The sequence below is a fragment of the Belnapia mucosa genome (assembly GCF_016775475.1).
GTDB classification, from domain to species: Bacteria; Pseudomonadota; Alphaproteobacteria; order Acetobacterales; family Acetobacteraceae; genus Belnapia; species Belnapia mucosa.
The window spans coordinates 674,210-695,721 of sequence record NZ_JAEUXJ010000002.1 but is presented as its reverse complement, the minus strand read 5'-3'; the positions used below and the strand labels follow the sequence as shown (position 1 = coordinate 695,721).

The 21,512-nt window shown below is 70.7% G+C and carries 19 protein-coding genes; 10 read left to right on the top strand and 9 right to left on the bottom strand.

The features are described from left to right. Positions 1-35 precede the first annotated feature (35 nt). Positions 36-269 (top strand): hypothetical protein, encoded by a 234-nt coding sequence (locus JMJ55_RS07910; protein WP_202824954.1) that lies wholly within the window; start codon positions 36-38, stop codon positions 267-269. On the opposite strand, the gene JMJ55_RS07905 is transcribed toward JMJ55_RS07910, so the two are convergent. Genes JMJ55_RS07905 through JMJ55_RS07895 form a run of 3 tightly spaced genes read right to left on the bottom strand, consistent with a single transcriptional unit; the run spans position 266 to position 3,100 of the window. Beyond that, positions 266-1,471: an MFS transporter gene (locus JMJ55_RS07905; protein ID WP_202824953.1), complete on the bottom strand. Its 1,206-nt coding sequence runs from the start codon at positions 1,469-1,471 to the stop codon at positions 266-268. The genes JMJ55_RS07910 and JMJ55_RS07905 overlap by 4 nt on opposite strands. Before the next feature lie 43 nt (positions 1,472-1,514). Beyond that, entirely contained in the window at positions 1,515-2,483 is a 969-nt protein-coding gene (locus JMJ55_RS07900) for a Bug family tripartite tricarboxylate transporter substrate binding protein (RefSeq protein WP_236033467.1), read from the bottom strand. A 23-nt stretch (positions 2,484-2,506) separates the two neighbouring features. Then, positions 2,507-3,100 carry a histidine phosphatase family protein gene (locus JMJ55_RS07895; protein ID WP_202824952.1) on the bottom strand — a complete coding sequence of 198 codons (594 nt, stop codon included), beginning with the start codon at positions 3,098-3,100 and terminating at the stop codon, positions 2,507-2,509. Positions 3,101-3,202: 102 nt separating this feature from the next. On the opposite strand from JMJ55_RS07895, the gene JMJ55_RS07890 reads away from it, so the two are divergent. Continuing rightward, positions 3,203-3,952: a molybdate ABC transporter substrate-binding protein gene (locus tag JMJ55_RS07890; protein ID WP_202824951.1), complete on the top strand. Its 750-nt coding sequence runs from the start codon at positions 3,203-3,205 to the stop codon at positions 3,950-3,952. A 7-nt stretch (positions 3,953-3,959) separates the two neighbouring features. Here JMJ55_RS07890 and JMJ55_RS07885 read toward each other — a convergent pair whose 3' ends face one another. Next, positions 3,960-5,396 (bottom strand): NAD-dependent succinate-semialdehyde dehydrogenase, encoded by a 1,437-nt coding sequence (locus tag JMJ55_RS07885; RefSeq protein ID WP_202824950.1) that lies wholly within the window; start codon positions 5,394-5,396, stop codon positions 3,960-3,962. Between the two features lie 100 nt (positions 5,397-5,496). Next, entirely contained in the window at positions 5,497-6,525 is a 1,029-nt protein-coding gene (locus tag JMJ55_RS07880) for a Gfo/Idh/MocA family protein (RefSeq protein WP_202824949.1), read from the bottom strand. Between the two features lie 84 nt (positions 6,526-6,609). Between JMJ55_RS07880 and JMJ55_RS07875 the strand changes: the two genes are divergently transcribed. Continuing rightward, a complete protein-coding gene (locus JMJ55_RS07875) occupies positions 6,610-8,232 on the top strand; it encodes an ABC transporter substrate-binding protein (protein WP_202824948.1) in 1,623 nt (540 codons plus the stop codon). Between the two features lie 13 nt (positions 8,233-8,245). On the opposite strand, the gene JMJ55_RS07870 is transcribed toward JMJ55_RS07875, so the two are convergent. Next, positions 8,246-9,241, bottom strand: coding sequence for an NAD(P)-dependent oxidoreductase (locus JMJ55_RS07870; protein ID WP_202824947.1), 996 nt, complete (start codon positions 9,239-9,241; stop codon positions 8,246-8,248). 62 nt (positions 9,242-9,303) lie between these two features. Between JMJ55_RS07870 and JMJ55_RS07865 the strand changes: the two genes are divergently transcribed. Genes JMJ55_RS07865 through JMJ55_RS07845 form a run of 4 tightly spaced genes read left to right on the top strand, consistent with a single transcriptional unit; the run spans position 9,304 to position 14,607 of the window. Further along, positions 9,304-10,314: an ABC transporter permease gene (locus JMJ55_RS07865; protein ID WP_202824946.1), complete on the top strand. Its 1,011-nt coding sequence runs from the start codon at positions 9,304-9,306 to the stop codon at positions 10,312-10,314. Next, complete coding sequence (locus tag JMJ55_RS07860) at positions 10,311-11,171, top strand: ABC transporter permease (protein ID WP_202824945.1); 861 nt, start codon at positions 10,311-10,313, stop codon at positions 11,169-11,171. The genes JMJ55_RS07865 and JMJ55_RS07860 overlap by 4 nt, the downstream gene beginning before the upstream one ends. Beyond that, positions 11,168-13,219: an ABC transporter ATP-binding protein gene (locus JMJ55_RS30885; protein WP_328702583.1), complete on the top strand. Its 2,052-nt coding sequence runs from the start codon at positions 11,168-11,170 to the stop codon at positions 13,217-13,219. The genes JMJ55_RS07860 and JMJ55_RS30885 overlap by 4 nt, the downstream gene beginning before the upstream one ends. Further along, a complete protein-coding gene (locus JMJ55_RS07845) occupies positions 13,216-14,607 on the top strand; it encodes a dipeptidase (RefSeq protein WP_202824944.1) in 1,392 nt (463 codons plus the stop codon). Before JMJ55_RS30885 ends, JMJ55_RS07845 begins: the two co-directional genes overlap by 4 nt. On the opposite strand, the gene JMJ55_RS07840 is transcribed toward JMJ55_RS07845, so the two are convergent. Continuing rightward, positions 14,604-16,016, bottom strand: a complete 1,413-nt coding sequence (locus JMJ55_RS07840) for an FAD-binding oxidoreductase (protein ID WP_202824943.1) — start codon at positions 16,014-16,016, stop codon at positions 14,604-14,606. The genes JMJ55_RS07845 and JMJ55_RS07840 overlap by 4 nt on opposite strands. Positions 16,017-16,111: 95 nt before the next feature. Here JMJ55_RS07840 and JMJ55_RS07835 point away from each other — a divergent pair, with 95 nt between their 5' ends. Both JMJ55_RS07835 and JMJ55_RS07830 read left to right on the top strand, forming a co-directional pair. Further along, entirely contained in the window at positions 16,112-17,734 is a 1,623-nt protein-coding gene (locus tag JMJ55_RS07835; protein WP_202824942.1) for a GMC family oxidoreductase, read from the top strand. Between the two features lie 16 nt (positions 17,735-17,750). Then, a complete protein-coding gene (locus JMJ55_RS07830; RefSeq protein WP_202824941.1) occupies positions 17,751-18,716 on the top strand; it encodes a Bug family tripartite tricarboxylate transporter substrate binding protein in 966 nt (321 codons plus the stop codon). On the opposite strand, the gene JMJ55_RS07825 is transcribed toward JMJ55_RS07830, so the two are convergent. Together JMJ55_RS07825 and JMJ55_RS07820 are read right to left on the bottom strand one after the other, a co-directional pair. Then, positions 18,703-19,596 (bottom strand): beta/alpha barrel domain-containing protein, encoded by an 894-nt coding sequence (locus JMJ55_RS07825; protein ID WP_202824940.1) that lies wholly within the window; start codon positions 19,594-19,596, stop codon positions 18,703-18,705. The two genes, JMJ55_RS07830 and JMJ55_RS07825, sit on opposite strands and share 14 nt — an antisense overlap. A gap of 105 nt (positions 19,597-19,701) precedes the next feature. Further along, the gene (locus tag JMJ55_RS07820) at positions 19,702-20,421 is read right to left on the bottom strand and encodes a response regulator transcription factor (protein ID WP_202824939.1); all 720 of its coding nucleotides are present in this window, start codon (positions 20,419-20,421) and stop codon (positions 19,702-19,704) included. 415 nt (positions 20,422-20,836) lie between these two features. On the opposite strand from JMJ55_RS07820, the gene JMJ55_RS07815 reads away from it, so the two are divergent. Further along, a complete protein-coding gene (locus JMJ55_RS07815) occupies positions 20,837-21,511 on the top strand; it encodes an RraA family protein (RefSeq protein ID WP_202824938.1) in 675 nt (224 codons plus the stop codon). The last annotated feature ends 1 nt before the right edge of the window (position 21,512 follow it).

Genomic DNA, 21,512 nt, shown 5'->3' with positions numbered 1-21,512 from the left:
AGGGCGGCTATGCTCACGTCGAGGAGATGGCGACCATGACACCAGAGGCCTTCGTCCTGCTCAGCGGCAGCCTGACCTTCGGCGTGCCCCTCGTCCTCGCGCTGCGGGAGTTGCGCGGGCTGCGCCGCGGCGGCGGCGGATGGCGGCCCGACCCGGTACCGCCCGCGCCGCGCCCCCTGCCCCGTGGCGGCAGCGGCAAGCCCCTGCCCGATGGCCTGATCCCCCGGCCGCTGCCGGCACGGCCGGTCCGGCAGCTGGAGGATGCCTAGCGGCGCGGCGTCCTGAGCGCCCAGAAGGCGCCGGACCCGGCGACATAGGCGGCGATCGAGAGCAGGAAGGCGGTGCGGTAGCTGCTGGTGACATCGAAGATGAAGCCCGCTGCCCAGGAGCCGATGGCGGCCCCGAGGCCCGAGCCGATGGTGATGACGCCGAGGATGGTGCCGAGCCGCGGCCCTGGGAAAAGATCGGCGGTTTTCGCCGTGATCGCCGGGCCGCGCGCGCCCCAGGTCAGGCCGAAGAAGCAGCCGTGCAGCCAGAGCAGCAAATGCTGGTCGGACGCGGTGATGAACAGCGCGCAGATCACGCCGATGATGGAGATGCCATAGGCCAGCAGTGCTGAGGCCTCGCGCCCGATATAGTCGGAGAGCGTGCCGGTGACGATCACGCCGGGAAAGGCGAGGAAGCTGCCCATCCCCAGCACGCCCGCGGCATAGAGCGGGTCGAAGCCCACATCGACCGCGAAGGCGATCTGGTGCAGTGAGACCAGGAAGCTGCCGATGCTGGTGAACATGTAGACCAGGAAGAGCAGCCAGAAGGCCCGCGTCCGCATCGCCTCGGCCAGCGTCCACTGCCGCGCCGCGGCAGCGCCGGGACCCGTGGCGGAGGCGGCGACCGGCGGGTCGCGGCGGAAGATCGCCGCCATCGGCAGCACCAGCGCCGCCATCGCCGCCGCCGCCGCCAGATAGGCGCCGCGCCAGCCGAGCCCGGCGATGAGCATCTGGCTGCTCGGCGCCGACAGCGCGCGGCCGAAGGCATTGGCCGATTGCAGCACCGAGACCGCCATGCCGCGCCGCCGCACGAAAAGCCGCGAGATGAGCGGCACGAAGACCAGCAGGCCGAGGCAATTCGCCCCGACCGTCATCACCACGCCATAGAGGAAGACCACCTGCCAGAGCGCATCGGCGAAGGCGCTGCCGAGCAGGCCGAGCGCCAGCAGGCAACCGCCGAGCAGCACACAGCGCCGCGCGCCGATCCGGTCCACCAGCCCGCCGATCAGGGGCGAGCTGGCACCGCCGACCAGCTGCCCGACCGAATAGGCGAGCGAGCTTTCCGCCCGCGTCCAGCCGAAATCGGCCACGAAGGCGAGCAGGAAGACGGTGTAGGAATGCATGACGCTGGCGCCGACCGTGAAGGCCAGGAAGGCCCCGCCCAGCATGATCCAGGCCTGGCGGGACGGTGTCTCGGCTACCATCCCCGCATGCTGGGTGCCGCCGGCGCTGCGGTCAATCGGGGGTTCAGTCGGGGCGGATATCGGCGCGCTTCACCACCTCGGCCCATTTCTCCATCTCGGCGCGGATGAAGCTGGCGGCCGGCTCCGGCCCGCTGGCGATGATGCGCATCCCCTGATCGGTGTAGCGCCGCGCCGTCTCCGGCTGCGCCATCGCCCCCTGCATGGCGCCGGCGAGGCGGGCGACGCGGTCCGGCGGGATGCCCGCGGGGCCGATCAGCGCATACCAATTCTCGACCTCGACACCGGGCAGGCCCGCCTCGGCCATGGTCGGCACCGCGGGCAGCGCCGGCGAACGCTCCGCGGCGGTGAGGCCGAGCGGGCGCAGCCTTCCCTCCCGCACATAGGGCAGCAGCACGCCGAGATCGAGGAAGGCGCAGTCCACCTCATTCGCCAGCAGCGCGGTGATGGCCGGCGCCGCGCCGCGATAGGCAACATGCACCATGTCGATCCCGGCGCGCAGCTTCATCAGCTCGGCCGCCAGATGCGGCGTGCCGCCGGGGCCGGTGCTGCCGAAGGTCAGCCCACCCGGCTTCCGCCGCGCCTGATCGAGCAGGACCGCCAGCGAGTCGAGGGCAAGGCCCGGGCGAAGCACCAGCAGCGAGGGCACCCCGGTGACGAGCCCGATCGGCAGCAGGTCCCGCCGCGGGTCATAGGCGAGGTTCGGGATCAGGCTGGCATTCACCGCGACGGCGCCGGTGGAGCCGAGCGCGAGCGTCAGCCCATCCGGCGACGACTTGGCCACCGAATCGATGCCGACCGCTCCGCCGGCGCCGGAGCGGTTCTCGATGACCATGGGCTGGCCGAGCAGCGGGCCCATCGCCTGCGCCAGCAGCCGCGCGGCATTGTCCACCGGCCCGCCCGGCGGAAAGGGCACCACCAGCCGCACCGGCCGGTCCGGGAAGACGGGCTGCGCCGCGGCGGCGGCCGGCAGCAGCAGGGCGGCCAGCGCACGTCGGCCAAGGCGGCAGGGCATGGCGCATCCTTCGGGTCGTTTCCTCAGCAGCCATGGAAGCCGCCGCCCGGGATCGGCGCAAGCTGCAAGATGCCGAGCAGGGCGAAGCGGGCGCCATCGCCGGCCGGCTCCACCACCAGCGCGGCGCCTTCGGGAAAGGCGCGGCCAGCCACCGCATCGCCCACCACCATGATCGCCGGCGTGCGGTGCCCGACCAGCACGCGGTTGCCGCCCGGTGGCACCGGCGCGGCGAGCAGGCGGCGATGCTCGGCCAGCACCCAGCTCAGCCTGTCGCCGGCATAGTCATCGGCCAGCAGGCTGTCCGTCACCGCGACGCGCGCGGCGCCGAAGGCAAGCTCGGCCGTGTCCCGCGCCCGGAAGACCGGCCCGGCCAGCACCGGGTCGGTGACCGGAATGCTGAGCCGCGCGATCGCCTCGCCGATGCGAACGGCCTGCGCCCGACCGGCCGGTGACAGGTTGCGCTGCCCGGCGCGGTCGCCGATCCGGTAGCTGCGGTCGCAGGCTTCGCCCCCGGTATCGGCATGGCGAAAAAACAGCACCAGCCCGCCGCGCCGGAGACGATCAATCAGGAAATCGTCGGCGGTGGCGAGGCTCGCCGGCAGAACCGCCAGGCCCATCAAGATGCGGCGCTGAATCATAACTCGAATTTAGGCGCCGCCCGGCAGGGTGCGGCGTTAAAGCAAAGCCACAGACACAAGCGACAGTTGTGGAGACGCCGGATGCGATTCTTGCTGCGGAGCATTCTGGCCTTGTGCCTCTGCGCGGGCAGCCTTCCCGCCATTGCCGCCGAGATTCACCTCCTCAGCGCCGGCGCCATGGAGCCAGGGCTGGAGCCGACGGTCCAGGGTTTCCGTGGCGCCACCAGCCAGGCGGTCCGCATCCGCTATGCGACGGCCCCCGCGCTGCGGCAGGACCTTGCCAGCGGCGTGGAAGTCGATCTCCTGATTGCACCGGCCGCGCTGATCGAGATGCTGCGCAGCAGCGGCCGGCTTGCCGGCCAACCGGTGCCGCTGGGCCGGGTCGGCGTCGGGGTCGCGGTGCGACCGGCTCTCGCGCTGCCGCCGGTGACTTCGCCAGAGGGGCTACGCCAATTGGTCGCGCAGTCGCAGACCGTGGTCTTCAACCGCGCCTCGACCGGGATCTACATGGAAGGGCTGTTCGAGAGGATGGGGCTGGCGGACACCGTCGCCGCCAAGGCCCGTCGCTATCCAACGGGGGCGGAGGTGATGGAACACCTGCTGCGGGGCCACGGCCATGAAATCGGCTTCGGCGCCATCACCGAAATCCGCCAGGTGCAGGCGCTGCGCTATCTCGGCCCGTTGCCGCCCGGGCTGCAATCATACACCACCTATTATGGCGCGGTGCTGACCGGGGCCCCGGCGGCGACGTCCGCCCTGCTGCAATGGCTCTCCGGGCCGGAAGCCCGCGGCGCCTTCGACGCCGCGGGGATTGAGCCGGTCCGCCGTTAGACCGGGCTCAGAGCCCAGCCTGGCTGACGAACTTCGTGTTCAGATAGGCCTCGATGGCCTCCGAACCGCCCTCGGAGCCGTAGCCGCTATCCTTGATGCCGCCGAAGGGCACCTCGGGCAGCGCCAGGCCGAGATGGTTGATCGTCATCATGCCGCTCTCGACGCGGGAGGCGATGGCATTCGCCGTCTTGGCCGAGCGGGTGAAGGCATAGGAGGCGAGGCCATAGGGCAGGCGGTTCGCTTCCTCCACCACCTCCTCGAACTCCTTGAAGGGCGCGATCATGGCGAGGGGACCGAAGGGCTCCTCGTTCATCATCCGCGCATCCTTGCCGAGGCCGGTGACGACGGTCGGGGCGTAGAAATAGCCCTTGTTGCCGATGCGCTCGCCGCCGGTATGCACCTCCGCGCCGCGCTGGCGGGCATCGGCCATCAGCCCTTCCATCCAGGGGATGCGGCGCTCATGCACCAGCGGCCCCATCTGGACGCCCTGCTCCATGCCATTGCCGACCTTCACCGCCTTGGCCGCGGCGACGAACTTCTCGACGAAAGGCTCGTAATGCTTCTCCTGCACCAGGAAGCGCGTCGGGCTGACGCAGACCTGGCCGGCATTGCGGAATTTGGCGCCCGCGAGCGTCTTCACCGCGAGGTCGAGATCGGCATCGTCGAAGACGATGGCCGGCGCATGGCCGCCGAGCTCCATCGTGACGCGCTTCATGTGCTTGCCGGCGAGTGCGGCGAGCTGCTTGCCGACCGGGGTGGAGCCGGTGAAGGTCACCTTCTTGATGGTCGGATGCGGGATCAGATACTCGCTGATCTCGGCCGGGATGCCGTAGACGAGGCCGACCACGCCCGCCGGCAGGCCGGCATCGATGAAGCAGCGGATCAGCTCGGCCGGGGAAGCCGGGGTCTCCTCCGGCGCCTTCACGATGATCGAGCAGCCGGTGGCGACGGCCGCGGAGAGCTTGCGGACGACCTGGTTGATCGGGAAGTTCCACGGCGTAAAGGCGGCGACGGGGCCGATCGGCTCCTTCACCACGAGCTGGTAGACGCCCTCGGCACGGGCCGGGATGACGCGGCCATAGGCGCGGCGGGCTTCCTCGGCGAACCAGTCGATGATGTCGGCGCCGGCGAGCGTCTCCATCTTCGCCTCGGGCAGCGGCTTGCCCTGTTCCTGCGTCATCAGCGCGGCGATCTCATCGGCGCGGGAGCGGAGGATGTCGGCGGCCTTGCGCATCAGCTTGGCGCGCTCAAAGGCGGAGACCTTCTTCCAGGCGGCGAAGCCCTTGGCCGCGGCCTCCAGCGCCTCGTCGAGATCGTCGGTGCCGGCATGGGCGACCTGGCCGATCACCTCCTCGGTCGCCGGGTTGATGACCTCGAGGGTCTTGCCCGAGCGGCTGCCGCGCCACTCCCCGTTGATGTGCAGCTGGACGGTCGGATAGGCCATGTCGGTCTCCTGCAATGATTGGGCGGTTCAGACCCGCCTTGGGCCCGCAATGTGGCCCCGCCCGGGGGATGGGGCAACCCGGGGCGCTATATTCCGATGACTATAGCGATACGAACCTGCCCTCCCCCGCGCTGCGCAGCAGGGCCTCGATCAGCCGCTGCACCGCCAGCGCGCTGGCGCCGGAATTCATCGGCGCCCGGCCGGTCTCGATCGCGTCCAGCATCTCCTCCAGCAGGCGGCGATGCGGCCCGTGGTCGAAGGCCATGGGATCGGCCCCGCCGCCGCCGGCGCTGCCATGGTCGATGACCTCGGGCGAGGCGCCTTCCGGGTGGAGCTCCAGCCGCTCCGCCACCAGCATGGCGCTGCCGCCGGTGCCGGCGATCTCGATCCGCTCGGGGAAGCCGGGGCGGGCGGTGGTGGTGGCGTCGAGCGTGCCGATCGCGCCATTGGCGAAGCGCAGCGCGGCGGCGACGGTGTCCTCGGTATCGATGGCCCGCAGCGGGCTGGTGCGGGCGAAGGCCGCGGCCTCGGCGACCGGGCCCATCAGATGCAGCAGCAGGTCGAGGGTGTGGATCGCCTGGGTCAGCAGCACGCCGCCGCCATCCCGCGCCTTCATCCCCCGCCCTGCCTGGGCGAAATAACCCGCATCCCGCCACCAGCGGATGCTGGCCGAGGCCGAGAGCGGCTGGCCGAGCAGCCCCGCCTCCAGCGCCGATTTCAGCCGCAGCGCCGCCGGCCGGAACCGGTGCTGGAAGACGGTGCCGAGGGTGACCCCCGCCCGTGCGGTCATGGCGACCAGTGCTTCGGCCCGGGCGAGGTTAAATTCCAGCGGCTTCTCCACCAGCAAATGCTTGCCTGCCGCGGCCGCCGCCTCGGCGACCGGCAGGTGCGCGGCCGGCGGGGTCAGGACCAGGACGAGGTCGAGGCCGGGCGCCGCCAGCAGGGAGTCCAGGCTCTCGAAGACCGGTGCGCCCCAGGCCTCCGTGAAGGCGGCGCGGCGGGGGGCGGATGGGCTGAAGCCGCCGAGGAAGCGGGCGCGGCCCGAGGCCTCCAGGTCCCGCAGGGCCAGCGCATGCGGCCGCACCGCCATGCCGAGGCCGACCATCCCGATGCCGAAGACCCGTGCCATGGCTTCCCTTCCCCCCGTTACGGCCCCTATCGTGCCGCAACGGCCAGCACGGGCAAACCGCGTGGCCGCCCTGGGAGGGGTCCGATGAAGCTGTCCGAGACACCGCGGCCGATCGCGCGCCGGGATGTGATGCGCCTGCTGGGCCTGGCGGGGGCCTCGGCCCTGCTGCCAGCCGGCCAGGCCTGGGCGCAGGCCCGTGGCGCAACCCTGGTGATCGGCATCGATATCAGCGACACCATCACCCTCGATCCGGTGCGGCAGGCGCAATACACGCCGCCGATGACGCTGGCCGCGACCTATGACCCGCTGATGACGCTGGAGCCGGGCGACTATATCGAGCCGAAGCCGGCCCTCGCCACCGCCTGGAGCCGCACGCCCGATGGCAAGGGCTGGCGCTTCACCCTGCGCGAGGGGGTGAAATTCGCCTCCGGCGCGCCGCTGACGGCCGAGGACGTGCAGTTCACCTTCGAACGCCTGATCCGCATGAAGGAACAGACGCAGCAATACCTGAAGGCGGTCGACCGCTGCGAGATCGTCGATGCGAAGACCATCGATCTGGTCATGAACGACCCGGATGCGCCGCTGCTGAACATCCTCTGCGCGCCAAGCTTCGGCATCACCGAGAAGAAGCTCGTCATGCAGCATGGCGGAAGCATGGCCGCCGATGCCAAGGATGCCGACAAGGCGACCGACTGGCTGAACCAGAACAGCGCCGGGACCGGGCCCTACCGTCTGGCGCGCTGGGAGCGGAACCAGCAGATCCAGCTCGTCCGCAACCCCAATCACTGGCGCGGCGCCCCGGCCTATGAGCGCGTCGTGATCCGCCATTTCAGCGACAGCGCGGCGCAGCTGCTGGCGATCCGCCGCGGCGATATCCAGGCCGCCTTCAACCTGATCCCGGAGCAGATCGCCACGCTGAAGGACGAAGCACAGGTACGGACGGAGCGGCTGCCGAGCCTCGACTTCGTTTATATGGCGCTGACGCAGAATCCGGAATTCAACCGCGCGCTCGGCCAGAAGGCCTGCCGCCAGGCGATCGGCTATGCGATCGATTATGACGGCATCATCGGCAACATGCTCGGCGGTGCGGCGCTGCGGCCGGCGCATTTCCTGCCCATCGGCGTGAATGGCAGCACCGAGACGGTGGCGCGCGAGATCGGCTTCAAGCAGGACCTCGACCGCGCACGCAAGCTGCTGCAAGAAGGCGGCTTCGCCGAGGGCTTCGAATTCGAGATCGCCTATGGCAATGCGGCGGTCGCCGGCGTCTCCTACCAATTGCTGGCGCAGAAGATCCAGGCGGATCTCGGCCGGGTCGGCATCCGCGCCAGGCTGGCGCCGATGGACCAGGTCAATCTCCGCACCACCTTCACCACCGGCCGGTCGCAGGGCGGCGTGCTCACCTTCTGGAATCCGCCGGCGGCCGAAAACGAGCTCTGGGCCGCGGCGGTGGTGGAACGCGTGGCGCGGCGCGTCCATTGGCCCGTCCCGCCCGAGATGACGGCGCTGGTGAAGCGCGCCGCGCAGGAGACGGACAAGGCCAAGGCCGCGGCGCTCTGGGTGGAATGGCAGCGCGGTGTGGTCGATCAGGCGAACCACTTCATCCTGTTCCAGCCGATCTACCAGATCGCGGTGCGGAACACGGTGAAGCGCTTCCCGCTGACCGCCGCCGGCTGGCAGCTGGAGATCGGCCAGACAGCGCCGGCCTGATCCCCAGCCCTATTCAGACCCGGATGCCGAGGCGCGCCAGCCGATGCGCCGCCTCGGCATTCACCGCGTGATCCGGCACCCGCCCCTCCGCCAGCGCGGTCACCTGCCGCACCGTGTCGAAGGCCTGATGCTCGATGGCGGCAGGCGTCAGCCCGCCGATATGCGGCGTGGCCACCACCTTCGGATGCGCTGCCAGCGCCGGGCTCGGCATCTGGTCCGGGGCACGGCCAACATCCATGGCGCAGCCGCCGAGATGGCCGCTCTCCAGCGCCGCCAGCAGCGCCGCCTCATCCACGAGGTTGCCGCGCGAGGGGTTGAGGAAGAAGGTGCCGCGCCGCATCCGCGCGAAGGCCGCGGCATCCATCAGGTTCTCGGTCTGCTCATTGGCGATGGCGAGGCAGACGACGAAATCGCTCTCGGCCAGCAGCCGCTCCAGCGGCACATGCTCCAGCCGAGGGTCTTCCGGCGTCGCATGCGGATCGGCCACCAGCACACGCATCCCGAGCGCCAGGCCGAGCGGCGCGAGATAGCGGCCGATGGCGCCATGGCCGATGATGCCGAGCGTGCTGCCATTCAGTTGCACACCCATCCGGGCGGCAGGCACCTCATTGCGGTGGTAGCTGGCCGCGGCGGCGCTGACGCCGCGCGCCAGGTCGATCATCTGCCCCAGCACCAGCTCGGCGACCGAGGGGATGAAGCCCGGCGTCGCCCGGGTGACCAGCACCCCTGCGGCGCTGGCCGCCGCCACGTCCACGTTCCGGATATCGACGGCGCAACGGAGGAAGGCGACGAGGTCGGGCGCATGCTCGAAGGTCGCTGGCTCGCCGGGCGATTGCCGGTAGCTGACGATGGCCTGGCAGCCCCTGGCAGCCTCGGCCAGCTCCTGCCCGGCCAGGTGCCGGCCGCTCTCGTTCAGCCGCACCTCGACCACCTGCCGCAGCGCGGCCAGGGCGCGCGGGCCGTAGTAATTCTCCAGCGCATCCGGCGTATGGGTCAGATAGACCTGCATGCTTCCCCTCCCCGACTTCATGGCTACACTACAGGGAAGAGGCTTGGGGAGAAGCGGGGCGGATGCTGCGGACCTTGGTCACGCGATTGGCAGGCGCCGCCGTCATGGCCGTGCTGGCAACCCTCGTCATCTTCCTCATCGCCAATACCGTCCCCGGCGACCCGGTGCTGGCGCAGCTCGGCGACCTGGCGGCCAGCAATCCGGCAACGGTCGCGGAATGGCGGGCGAAATGGGGCCTCGACCTGCCGCTCTGGGAACGGTACTTCATCTTCCTGCGTGGGCTGGCGCATGGCGATCTCGGCACCTCCATCGCCTCGCAGCGGCCGGTGCTGGAGGATATCGCGCAATATGCCCCGGCGACGGTGGAGCTTTCGACCATCGCCTTCCTCCTCGCCCTCGTCACCGGCATCCCGCTCGGCATCGCCGCGGCGGTCTGGCGGGATAGCTGGGTGGATGCGGTGGCGCGGGTGATCTCGCTCATCGGCGTCTCCTCGCCGACCTTCTGGCTCGCCTTCGTCATGCTGGCGGTCTTCTATGGCGGGCTGCAGATCGCGCCCGGCCCTGGCAGGCTGGACCCTATCGCCTTCCCGCCGGATGAGGTGACGGGGCTGTTCCTGGTGGACACGATCCTCGCCGGGGATTGGGAGACCTTCCACGATGCCGTCTCGCATCTCGTCCTGCCCGCCATCGTGCTGGCGGCGGCGACCATCGGCCTCATCACCCGCACCACGCGGGCGGCGATGCTGGAGGCGATCGGCCAGGACTATGTCCGTGTCTCCCGCGCCAAGGGCATGCGGGAGGGCTACACCATCCTGCGGCATGTTCTGCCCAATGCGCTGATCCCGGTGGTGACGCTGGGCGGCCTGGCGTACGCCAATCTGCTGGCGGGGGCGGTGATGACGGAGACGGTCTTCTCCTGGCCCGGCCTCGGCCGCTACACCTTCCGCAGCGCGGCGGCGCTCGACTTCCCGGCGATCATGGGGATCACGCTGGTGGTCTCGGTGACCTATCTGCTGGTCAACCTCCTTGTCGATCTCTCCTACGCCCTGCTCGACCCGCGGGTGCGGCGATGAGCGCGAGCCTCGCCCTTCCTGCCCCGCGCTCGCGCCGGGCCCGGCTCTGGCGGCGCTACGGGCTGGCGGGGATCGGCGCTGGCATCGTGCTGGGCTGGGTGCTGGTCGCGGTCTTAGCGCCCTGGCTGGCCCCCTACCCGCCCGATTTCGTCGATGTGACGAACCGGCTGCAGCCACCCTCGGGCCAGCATTGGCTGGGGACGGATGCGCTGGGGCGGGATTGCTTCTCCCGCCTGCTCTTCGGGGCGCGCATCTCGCTGCTGGCCGGCATCTCGGTGGTTGCGCTGGGTGCCGCTTTCGGCACGCTGGTCGGGATGGTGGCCGCCTATGCGCGGGGCCTTGCCGATGCGGCGCTGATGCGGCTGACCGACCTGGTGCTCTGCTTCCCGCCGATCATCCTGGCGCTCGCCATCGCCGCCGCGCTCGGCATCGGCACGACGAACACCATCATCGCCATGCTGGTGGTGTGGTGGCCGAAATTCGCCCGCCTCGCGCGCGCGCTGGCGCTGGTGCAGCGCAGCCAGGAATATGTGGAAGCCGCCGTGGTCCTCGGGCTGAAGCCGGCGCGCATCCTGGGGCGGCATATCGTGCCGAATGCGATCGGTCCGCTGGTGGTGCTGGTGACGCTCGATATCGGCAATGCGATCATCACCTTCGCCGGTCTCTCCTTCCTCGGTCTCGGCGTGGTGCCGCCGACCGCGGAATGGGGGGCGATGGTGGCCGAGGGGCGCGAATTGGTGGAGCAATGGTGGGTGGCGACCTTCCCGGGCCTCGCCATCCTGACGATCGTGCTCGGCTTCAACTTCCTGGGCGATGGGGTGCGCGATTGGCTCGATCCGAAGGCGCGCAGCCGGTGACGGCGTCCGATCGTCGGGAGGCGAAGCCGGAGGCCGTGCCCGTCCTGGAAGTCGAGGATCTCCGCACCGTCTTCCTGACGGATGCCGGCCCGGTCCGCGCCGTCGATGGCGTCTCCTTCACCGTCGGCGCCGGCGAGACGCTCGGCATCGTCGGCGAGAGCGGCAGCGGGAAAAGCGTCACCGCGCTGTCCCTGATGCGCCTGCTCGAGGAGCCGGCGCGGATCGTCGGCGGCCGGCTCCGCTTCCAGGGGCGCGACCTGCTGGCGATGCGGCCTGATGAATTGCGGGCGCTGCGCGGCGACCGCATGGCGATGGTCTTCCAGGATCCGATGACCGGCCTCAACCCCGTCATCCGCATCCTGCGCCAGCTGACCGAGCCGATGACAGGCCATGGCCGCTTTACCCCGCCGGAGGCGCGGCGCCGCGCCATTGGGCTGCTCGGCCGCATGGGCATCACCGCGCCGGAACGCAGCGTCTCCCGCTTCCCGCATGAATTCTCGGGCGGCATGCGCCAGCGGGTGATGCTGGCCATGGGCTTCGCCAACGACCCGGCGCTGCTGATCGCCGATGAGCCGACCACGGCGCTGGATGTGACGATCCAGGCGCAGATCCTCGACCTGCTGCGCCAGCTCAATGCCGAATTCGGCACCGCCATCGTGCTGATCAGCCATGACCTCGGCGTCATCGGTAGCGTCTGCCGCCGCGTCGCGGTGATGTATGCCGGCGAGGTGGTGGAGGAAGCGCCGACCGCCGAGGTGCTGGAGGATCCGCGCCACCCCTATGCCTGGGCGCTGGTCAATGCGGTGCCGCGGATCGACCAGCCGCTCGGCGCCGATAGGCGCCTGGTGAGCATCGAGGGCGCGCCGCCGGATGCGCTGGCCCTGCCGCCCGGCTGCCGCTTCGCCCCGCGCTGCCCCTTCAAGGTGGAGCGCTGCGAGCGGGAACATCCGCCGCTCGCCGAGGTGGCGCCGGGGCGCCTCGCGCGGTGCTGGGTGACGCAGGCGGGACAGGTGCTGCCGAAATCCGGCGGCGCCGGCTTCGGTGGCGCACGCCCGGCACCGGCTGCGGCCGAGCCGCTGCTCTCGGTGCGCGGGCTGGTGAAGCATTTCCCCCTGCCGCGCGAGAGCTTCTTCGCGCCCAAGCGCGTGGTGCATGCGGTGAACGGCATCGATCTCGACCTCAAGCGCGGCGAGACGCTCGGCATCGTCGGCGAGAGCGGCTGCGGCAAATCGACCCTCGCCCGCCTCGTCACCCGCATCCATGCGCCGACCGCGGGCAGCATCACCTTCGACGGGCAGGAAATCGCCTCGGCCAGCCCCGCCGCCATCCGCCCGCTGCGGCGGCGGATGCAGATGGTGTTCCAGGACCCCTATGCCTCGCTCAATCCGCGCATGACCATCGGCGACACGCTGGCCGAGCCGCTGGTCGCGCATGGGCTGGCGCGGCGCGGGGCCGAGGTGCGGGAGCGCGTCGGCGAGCTGCTGGCCACCGTCGGGCTGAACCCCGCCTGGGTCTCGCGCTTCCCGCATGAGTTCAGCGGCGGGCAGCGGCAGCGCATCTCCATCGCCCGGGCGCTGGCGCTGCAACCGGAACTGGTCGTGGCGGATGAGCCAATCAGCGCCCTCGACGTGAACATCCAGGCGCAGATCCTCAACCTGATGCTGGACCTGCAGCAGCGGATGGGGCTGACCTATCTCTTCATCGCGCATGACCTGGCGGTGGTGCGGCATCTCTGCGACCGGGTCGCGGTGCTCTATCTCGGGCAGGTGATGGAAAGCGCGCCGGCCGAGGCGCTGTTCGCCCGGCCGCTGCATCCCTATACCGCGGTGCTGATCTCCGCCGTTCCGGTGCCAGGCCGGACGCGGGTGGTGCTGCAGGGCGAACCGCCGAGCACCCTCGTCCTGCCGACCGGCTGCCCCTTCCGCACCCGCTGCCCGATCGCCCGGCCGGTCTGCGAGACGCCGCCGCCTCTGGCTGAACACGAAGCCGGCCGCTGGGCCGCCTGCCACTTCCCCGGCGAGTTCGGCCATGCTGGAGTTGCGGCATGAGCGCTTCCCTTCCCGATATCCTCGCCCGCCTCGATGCCGATGCCCCTGCCGCGGAGGCCAGGCTGATCGAATGGCTCCGCATCCCGAGCATCAGCGCCCAGCCGGCGCATGCCGGGGATTGCCTGCGCGCCGCCGAATGGGTGCGCGACCAGCTCGCCGGCATGGGCTTCGAGGCCGGCATCCGGCCGACCGCCGGGCATCCGGTGGTCGTCGCGCATCATCCGGGGCCGGGCGGCAACGCGCCGCACCTGTTCTTCTACGGCCATTACGATGTGCAGCCCGCCGACCCGCTGGCGCTCTGGACCTCGCCGCCCTTCGATCCCGTGGTGGTCGATGGCCCGCATGGCCGGCGCGTCGTCGCCCGCGGCGCGGTGGACGACAAGGGCCAGACGGCGATGTGGCTGGAGGCGTTGCGCGCCTGGCACGAGGTCGCCGGCGGCCCGCCCTGCCGCGTCTCCGTCCTGATCGAGGGCGAGGAGGAAGTGGGCTCGCCGAGCCTCGACGCCTTCCTCGCCGCCAACAAGGCGGAGCTGGCGGCGGATGTCGCCGTCATCAGCGATACCGGCATGTGGGACATCGACACGCCCGCGATCACCACCCGGCTGCGCGGCATGGTCTATGCGCAGATCGACCTGAAGGCCGCCTCGCGCGACCTGCATTCGGGCATCTATGGCGGCGCGGCGCTGAACCCGATCAACGCCCTCTCGCGCATCATGGGCGGGCTGCATGACGAGAATGGCCGGGTGCAGATTCCCGGCTTCTATGACGGCGTCGCCGAGATCACCAATGCGCAGCGCGTCGAATGGGACGGCCTCGGCTTCGACGAGGGCGCCTTCCTCGGCGATATCGGCCTGGCGACGCCGGCCGGTGAGCGGGGGCGGAGCGGGCTGGAACGGCTCTGGGCCCGGCCGACCGCCGATCTGAACGGCATCTGGGGCGGCTATACCGGGGATGGCAGCAAGACCGTCATCGCCGGGGAGGCGCATGCCAAGCTCTCCTGCCGCCTCGTCCCCGGCCAGGATCCGGCCAAGGTGGCGGACGGCATCCGCCGCTTCGTCGCGGAACGCCTGCCCGCCGATGCCAAGGCCGAGGTGCAGATCTTCACCACCACGCCGGGGATCGAGGTGCCGGCCGATAGCCGCTGGGTCGGCGCCGCCCGCGCCGCGCTGGCCGAGGAATACGGCAAGCCCGCCGTGCTGATCGGCAGCGGCGGCTCCATCCCCGTGGTCGAGAGCATGCGGCGCCTGCTCGGCCTCGACAGCCTGCTGGTCGGCTTCGGGCTGAACGACGACCAGGTGCACAGCCCGAACGAGAAATTCGAGCTGCGCTGCCTGCACAAGGGCGCCCGAAGTCATGCCCGGATGCTGGCGGCCTTCGCCAAAGGCTAGTTGGACGGCAGCACCTTCCCCGGGTTCATCAGCCCCTGCGGATCGAGCGTCGCCTTGATCCGCCGCATGAGCTCCAGCGCCAGCGGGTCCTTCAGCGCCTGCATGACATGCAGCTTGCTGGTGCCGATGCCGTGCTCGGCGCTGAAGCTGCCGCCGAGGGCGGTGGCGATCTCGTTCACCACCATGTCGGCGCCGCCGGCCTGGGCCGCCCAATCCTTCTGGCTGATCCCCGGCGGCGCCTTCAGGCTGACATGGATATTGCCATCCCCCGCATGGCCGATGGCGAACATCCGTCCCTCCGGCCAGCGCTCGGCCAATGCCGCCTCGGCCCGCGCCAGGAATTCCGGCACGGCGGAGACGGGCACGGCGGTGTCGGTCGGAATGGAAGGGCCATCCATGCGGGAGAATTCCGGGAAATCCTCCCGGATGCGCCAGAAGGCCAGGCGCTGGGACTCGCTCTCGGCCGGCACCGCATCGGTGCACTCGCCAGCCTCCAGCGCCGCTTCCAGCGCCGTCTCCAGCATGGCGCGGACCGGCACGGCCGGGTGCGGCGCGGCCAGTTCCACCATGACGAACCAGGGGCTTTCCAGCGGCAGCGGCAGGCGGAGCTGCGGCCCGTGCCGCGCCACCATCTCGAGGCAGAGGCGGTTCATCAGCTCGAAGGCGATCAGCTCCGCTCCCGCCCCCTGCATCCGCCCGAGCAGCGAGAGCGCCGCCTCCGGCGAGGGCACGGCGAGGAAGGCGGTCTCGACCGCGCGCATCGGCGGCACCAGGCGCAGCGCGGCGGCAGTGATGACGCCGAGCGTGCCCTCGGCGCCGATGAAAAGATGGCGCAGCGCATAGCCGCTATTGTCCTTCCGCACCCGGCGCAGGTCGTTCAGCACCCGACCATCGGCCAGCACCACCTCCAGCCCCAGGACCAGTTCCCGCGCATTGCCCCAGCGGATGGTGCGGATGCCGCCCGCATTGGTGCCGAGCATGCCGCCGATCTGCGCCGTGCCCTGGGCGCCCCAGGCGATGGGGAAGAACCGGTCCACCGCCGTGGCGGCCTGCTGCACCTGCTGCACCACGCAGCCGGCCTCGGCGACGATGGAGAAGTCCCGCGCATCCACATTGCGGATGCGGTTCAGCCGCTCCAGGCTCAGCACCAGGGAGGGCGGACCGCCCGGCCGGGCCACCGCGGCGCCGGCGAGGCCGGTCCGGCCGCCGGCCGGCACCACCGGAATGGCGGCCTCGCTGGCGAGTCGCATGGCGGCCGAGACCTCCTCGACCGTGCCCGGCTTCAGGACCGCCAGCGGCATGGCGCGGGAGGTGCCGCGCCAGTCCACCGCATAGGCCGCCATCTCCCCCGTGTCGGTGAGGCAGTTTCTTGGGCCGAGGGCTTCGGCCAGGGCATCGAGCATCTGCATGGCGGCCAGTCTCCCGCCGCCCCCGGGGCCCGGCAAGCCCCTTGGCGTGCAGCCGCAACAGGGGCTTGATAGGCGGCGAAGCGGGAGGAAATCCGATGAGCGAAGGCGTGCCGGTCAGCGCGGATTATGTGGTGGTGGGTGCCGGCTCGGCCGGCTGCGCGCTGGCGGCGCGGCTCTCGGAGGACCCCTCGGTGCGGGTGGTGCTGCTGGAGGCCGGGTCGCGCGACCGGAACCCCTGGCTGCATGTGCCGATCGGCTATGCCAAGACCATGTACCACCCGACCCTGTCCTGGAACCTGATGACGGAGCCGGAGCCGGAGCTGGAAGGCCGCCGGGTCCCTTGGCCGCGTGGTCGGGTGCTGGGCGGCTCCTCGGCGATCAACGGGCTGCTCTATGTCCGCGGCCAGCACGAGGATTACGACCACTGGCGCCAGCTCGGCTGCACCGGCTGGTCCTTCGAGGACGTCCTCCCCTATTTCCGCCGCTCCGAGGACCAGGAACGGGGCGCGAGCGCGCTGCATGGCGCGGGCGGGCCGCTCGCCGTCAGCGATATCCGCGACCGCAACCCGCTGGCCCAGTCCTTCGTCGATGCGGCGGCGGAGCTCGGCTTCCCGCGCAATGACGACTTCAACGGCGAGACCCAGGAGGGCGCCGGCTTCTACCAGACCACCTCGCGCGGCGGCTGGCGGGTCAGCGCGGCGAAGGCCTATCTGAAGCCGGCGCGCAACCGGCCCAACCTCATCATCGTCGCCGATGCGCACAGCACCGGGTTGCTGCTGGAAGGCCGTCGTGCGGCGGGGGTGAAATTCCGCCGCCATGGCGCGGCGCTGACCGTCCGGGCGGAGCGGGAGGTGATTCTCTGCGGCGGCGCCATCGCCTCGCCGCATCTGCTGCTGCTCTCAGGGATTGGCCCGGCGGCGCATCTGCAGGAGATGGGCGTGCCGGTGGTGCACGACCTGCCCGCGGTCGGGACCAACCTGCAGGACCATTTCCAGTCGCGGCTGGCCTATCGGGTCAACAAGCCCGTCAGCATGAACACCCGCACCCAGAGCCTCTGGGGCCAGTTCCTGATGGGGGCGGAATTCGCCCTGCGCCGGACCGGGCCGCTGACCGTCAGCGCCGGCACTTCCGGCCTCTTCGCGCGCGTGCTTCCGGGCAGCGCGACACCCGATGTGCAGTACCACTTCCTGCCCTTCAGCGCCGAGAAGAGCATGCAGCAGCTGCATCCCTTCCCGGGCATGACGATCAGCGCCTGCCAGCTTCGCCCCGAAAGCCGCGGCACCATCACCCTGGCCAGCCCCGACCCGGCGGCGAAGGCGCTGATCCGGGCCAACTACCTCTCCACCGAGACCGACCGGCGCTGCATGATCGAGGGCATCAAGCTCGGCCGGCGGCTGGCGCAGACCCGGGCGCTCGGCCAATGGATCGAGGAGGAGGTGATCGGGCCCGCCGGCGCGAGCGATGAGGAGATCCTCGCCTTCATCCGCCGCAACGGCATCACGATCTACCACCCGAGCGGCACCTGCCGCATGGGCGGCGACCCCGAGAGCGTGGTCGACCCGGAGCTGCGGGTGCGCGGGATCGAGGGGCTGCGGGTCGCCGATGCCTCGATCATGCCGACGGTCGTCTCCGGCAATACCAATGCGCCGGCGATCATGATCGGCGAGAAATGCGCCGACATGGTCAAGACGGCGGCACGGGTGCGGCTGGCCGCCTGAGACGAAGGAGATGGGCATGGACCGCCGCAGCCTGCTCGCCACCATGGCCGCCGCATCGCTGGTCCTGCCCCGCGCCGGCCGGACGCAGTCCGGCTGGCCCAGCCGCACGGTTCGCTTCGTCGTGCCCTTCGCCCCCGGCGGGCCGGTCGAGGTGCCGGCCCGGCTGATTGCCGAGCAGCTCTCGCCGCGACTCGGCCAGCCGGTCGTGATCGATCTGAAGCCGGGCGCCGCCGGCGCGATCGGCGCACGGGATGTGATGAATTCCACCGATGGCCACAGCTTCCTCTTCACCACCGGCGGGCTCGCGGTGCTGCCCGCCCTGCAGAAGAATCCGGGCTTCGACATCCAGCGCGACCTGGTGCCGATCTCGCTGATTGCCGACACGCCGATGGCGATCGTGGTGAAGACCGAAAGCCCAATCGCCGATGCTGCGGCGCTGCTGGCGCAAGCCAAGGCGAAGCCGGGCAGCCTCAGCTACGGCTCCTCCGGCAACGGCTCGACCACCCATCTCGCCTGGCTGCTGCTGCAGATGAAGACCGGGCTGGATTTCCTGCACGTGCCCTATCGCGGGGCCGGACAGGCGGTGAATGGCCTTTATACCAGCGAGATCGGTGTCTATATGGGCGATCTCGGCCTGCTGCTGCCGCATGTGCAGTCCGGCAAATTCCGCCCCCTCTGCGTCACCAGCCCGAAGCGCACCGCGTTGCTGCCTGAGGTGCCGCCGCTGGCGGATGGGGTGCCCGGCTACGACATGTCGATCTGGTACATGCTCGCTGGCCCGCGCGGCATGCCGCCTGAGATCGGCGCGCGGCTGGTGCAGGAGATGGCGCCGCTCCGCGCGGGCTCGACCATCGCCACCCGCATCGCCGAGGGCGGCGGGGAGCTGCTGGTGACGGGGCCGGAGCCCTTGGCCGCGCGGCTGCGCGCCGAGGCCGCGCAATGGCAGGACGTCCTGGCGCGGGCCGGCATCAAGCCGGAATAGCGCCGCCCCTCAGCACCCGGCTGTCAAGACGGCGGCCGAGCATCGCCTCAGCCGCCTCCCCGGAGCGGCAGAGCGCGGCGAGGTCGAGGCCAGTGCCATGGCCCATCGCCACCAGCGCCGCGGCCAGATCCTCGGTGGCGCAGAGCCCGCCGGCGCCGCCGAGCGCACAGTCGAGGGCGGTGATCCCCGCCTCCACCGCCGCCAGGCTGTTCGCCATGGCCAGGCCGCGATGATCGGTGAAGCGGGCGATGAAGGTGGCGGTCGGCAGGGCGCCGTTCAGCCATCCGATCAGGTCCCGCACCCGCGGCGGCGTCGCGGCACCGGCGCCGTCGGCAATGGCGATGCGGGTGACGCCGAGCGTGGCGAGACGCTCCGCCGCCTGCACCACCGCGCCGGAGGCATTCTCATCCGCCCGGTCGAACCGGGCCTCGACGATGCCGGTGAGCAGGAAACGGCCGCGCGCCAGGGCGACCATCGCCTCGAAGCCGGTCCAGTCCTCGTCCTGCGGCACGGCGAGGGCGAGTTCCTCAGGTCCCCAGCCGCCATCCTGCGCCACCAGCGCCCGCCGCACCGCGAGCGGATCGGCGCAGCCGGCCCGGATGGCGATGCCCGGAGGTCGCGCCAGGCCGCGCAGCAGGATCTCGGCATCGGCGAAGGCGGGGGAAGCATCGGGCGGCTCGAACGCCGTCGCGGCGACGGAGCGGAGGCCGCAAGCGACAAGGTCGGCGATCAGGGCGATCTTCGCATCGGTCGGCACCGCGGCGGCTGCGCCGCGCAGCCCATCCTCGGGGAAGCATTCACAGAGCGTCACATCGGGGGATGGCGGCGCGGCGGCGCCGGCAATCTCCTCCATCTCGGCGGCGCTCGGCAGGTCGCTCATCGGGCGAGATCCTTCGGCGGGCTGGCAGCCCTGCCGCGATACGCCGGCCCGGCCCGCTGGGCAAGCGCATCCGAAGGGGGGCGCGTCGCCGCGCCCCCCTTTGGTTCAGGCGTGGCCGGCGCCGAGCGCGGCCGGAGCCAGCTTGTAGCCGCCGGAGGCCGTCAACAGCAGCGAGGCATTCGCCGGATCCGGCTCGATCTTCTGGCGCAGGCGGTAGACATGCGTCTCGAGGGTATGGGTGGTGACGGCGCTGTTGTAGCCCCAGACCTCGTTCAGCAGCACCTGACGCTGCACCGGCTTGCCGCCGGCCCGGTAGAGGAATTTCAGGATCGCGCTTTCCTTGTCGGTCAGGCGGATCTTGCGGTTCCGCGCCGGCTCCAGCAGCAGCTTGGCGCTGGGACGGAACATGTAGGGTCCGATGGTGAAGACCGCGTCCTCGGAGTTGTCGAAGACCCGCAGCTGCGCCCGCACCCGGGCCAGCAGCTCGGGTAGGCGGAAGGGCTTGGCGATATAGTCGTTCGCGCCGGAATCGAGGCCGCGGACCACATCCTGCTCGGCATCCTGGCCGGTCAGCATGATCACCGGCATGCGCCGCCCCTCGCGCCGCAGCTTGGCGCAGAAGTCGCGGCCATCGACATCGGGCAGGCCGATATCGAGCAGGATGGCGTCGTAGCGCGCATCGGCGCTGGCGAGCTTCTCCTCGGCCTCTTTCGCGCTTTCCGCCTCGTCGGCGGTGAAGTCGCCGTCGAGGGCGAGCTGCTCGGCCAGCGTCGCACGCAGGGCGGCATCGTCTTCGACGATCAGAATGGGACGCGGGGCAGTCATTCGAACCTCCGAATGGGGGAAGAGGCGAGCACGGTATCGACCCGTCTTTGAACTTCAGCCCGGGACTTCAACCTATTGGATGCTTTACTTGGTTTTCGTTGCCGCACAATGCCCGTACATTCCAGAACCGGACACGATCCCGTCAGGGGACCAAGGCTTCTTCTTCCGAGCCGCGTCGAGTGGCGGGAGGCCTGTCTCCGTTTCTGCACAAAACAGCCCCAGGAATCGCCCTGCCGTCGCAAATTCGGCCCTGCGGGGCATAGCATGGTGGGGTGATAGACCGGCGAAACAGGATGTAACCCGATGCGGTTGCAGGGCCGGAATTGCGCAATCGTGAAGGCCGGCTTGCCGCCTGTCTCGACAGGTCCCGCCAAGCGGTCATGATGCGGCCCTTGCAGCGTCCAGGACAGAATCGATGACCCTTGGCTTCCGCATCCGGCCCATGACTCGCCGGGTGGATCCCGCCCTTTGCGCCCGTGCCGCCGCCGTTCCGGCGGCCAATATCGGCGATGTGGTCAACCGCATGCAGACGATGCGCGGCGGCTTCCGTCCCTTCGGCGGGCGCACCACCGTGGCCGGCCCCGCCTTCACCGTGCGCGCCCGGTCCGGCGACAACCTCATGCTGCACCGCGCGATCGACCTGGCGGAGCCGGGCGATGTCATCGTGGTCGATGCCGGCGGCGATCTGTCCATCGCCATCACCGGGGAGCTGATGATGGGCTGGGCGGCGCGGCGCGGCATCGCCGCCGTCATCATCGATGGCGCGGTGCGCGATGCAGTGGCGCTGCGGGGGCTCGATCTCGGCATCTGGGCCTGCGGCCTCACCCCTTCCGGCCCATATAAGGACGGGCCGGGCGAGATCGGCTATCCGGTCGCCTGCGGCGGGCAGGTGGTGATGCCCGGCGACCTGATCATGGCCGATGAGGATGGCGTGGTCGTGCTGCCCTTCGACGACGCCGCCAGCGCCATCGCCGCCGCCGAGGGCCACCAGGCGAAGGAAGCCAAGGCGCAGCAGGCGATCGATGGCGGGACCTGGGAACGCGATTGGGTGGTGGCTTCGCTGAAGGCGAAGGGATGCGGCGGGGTCTAGA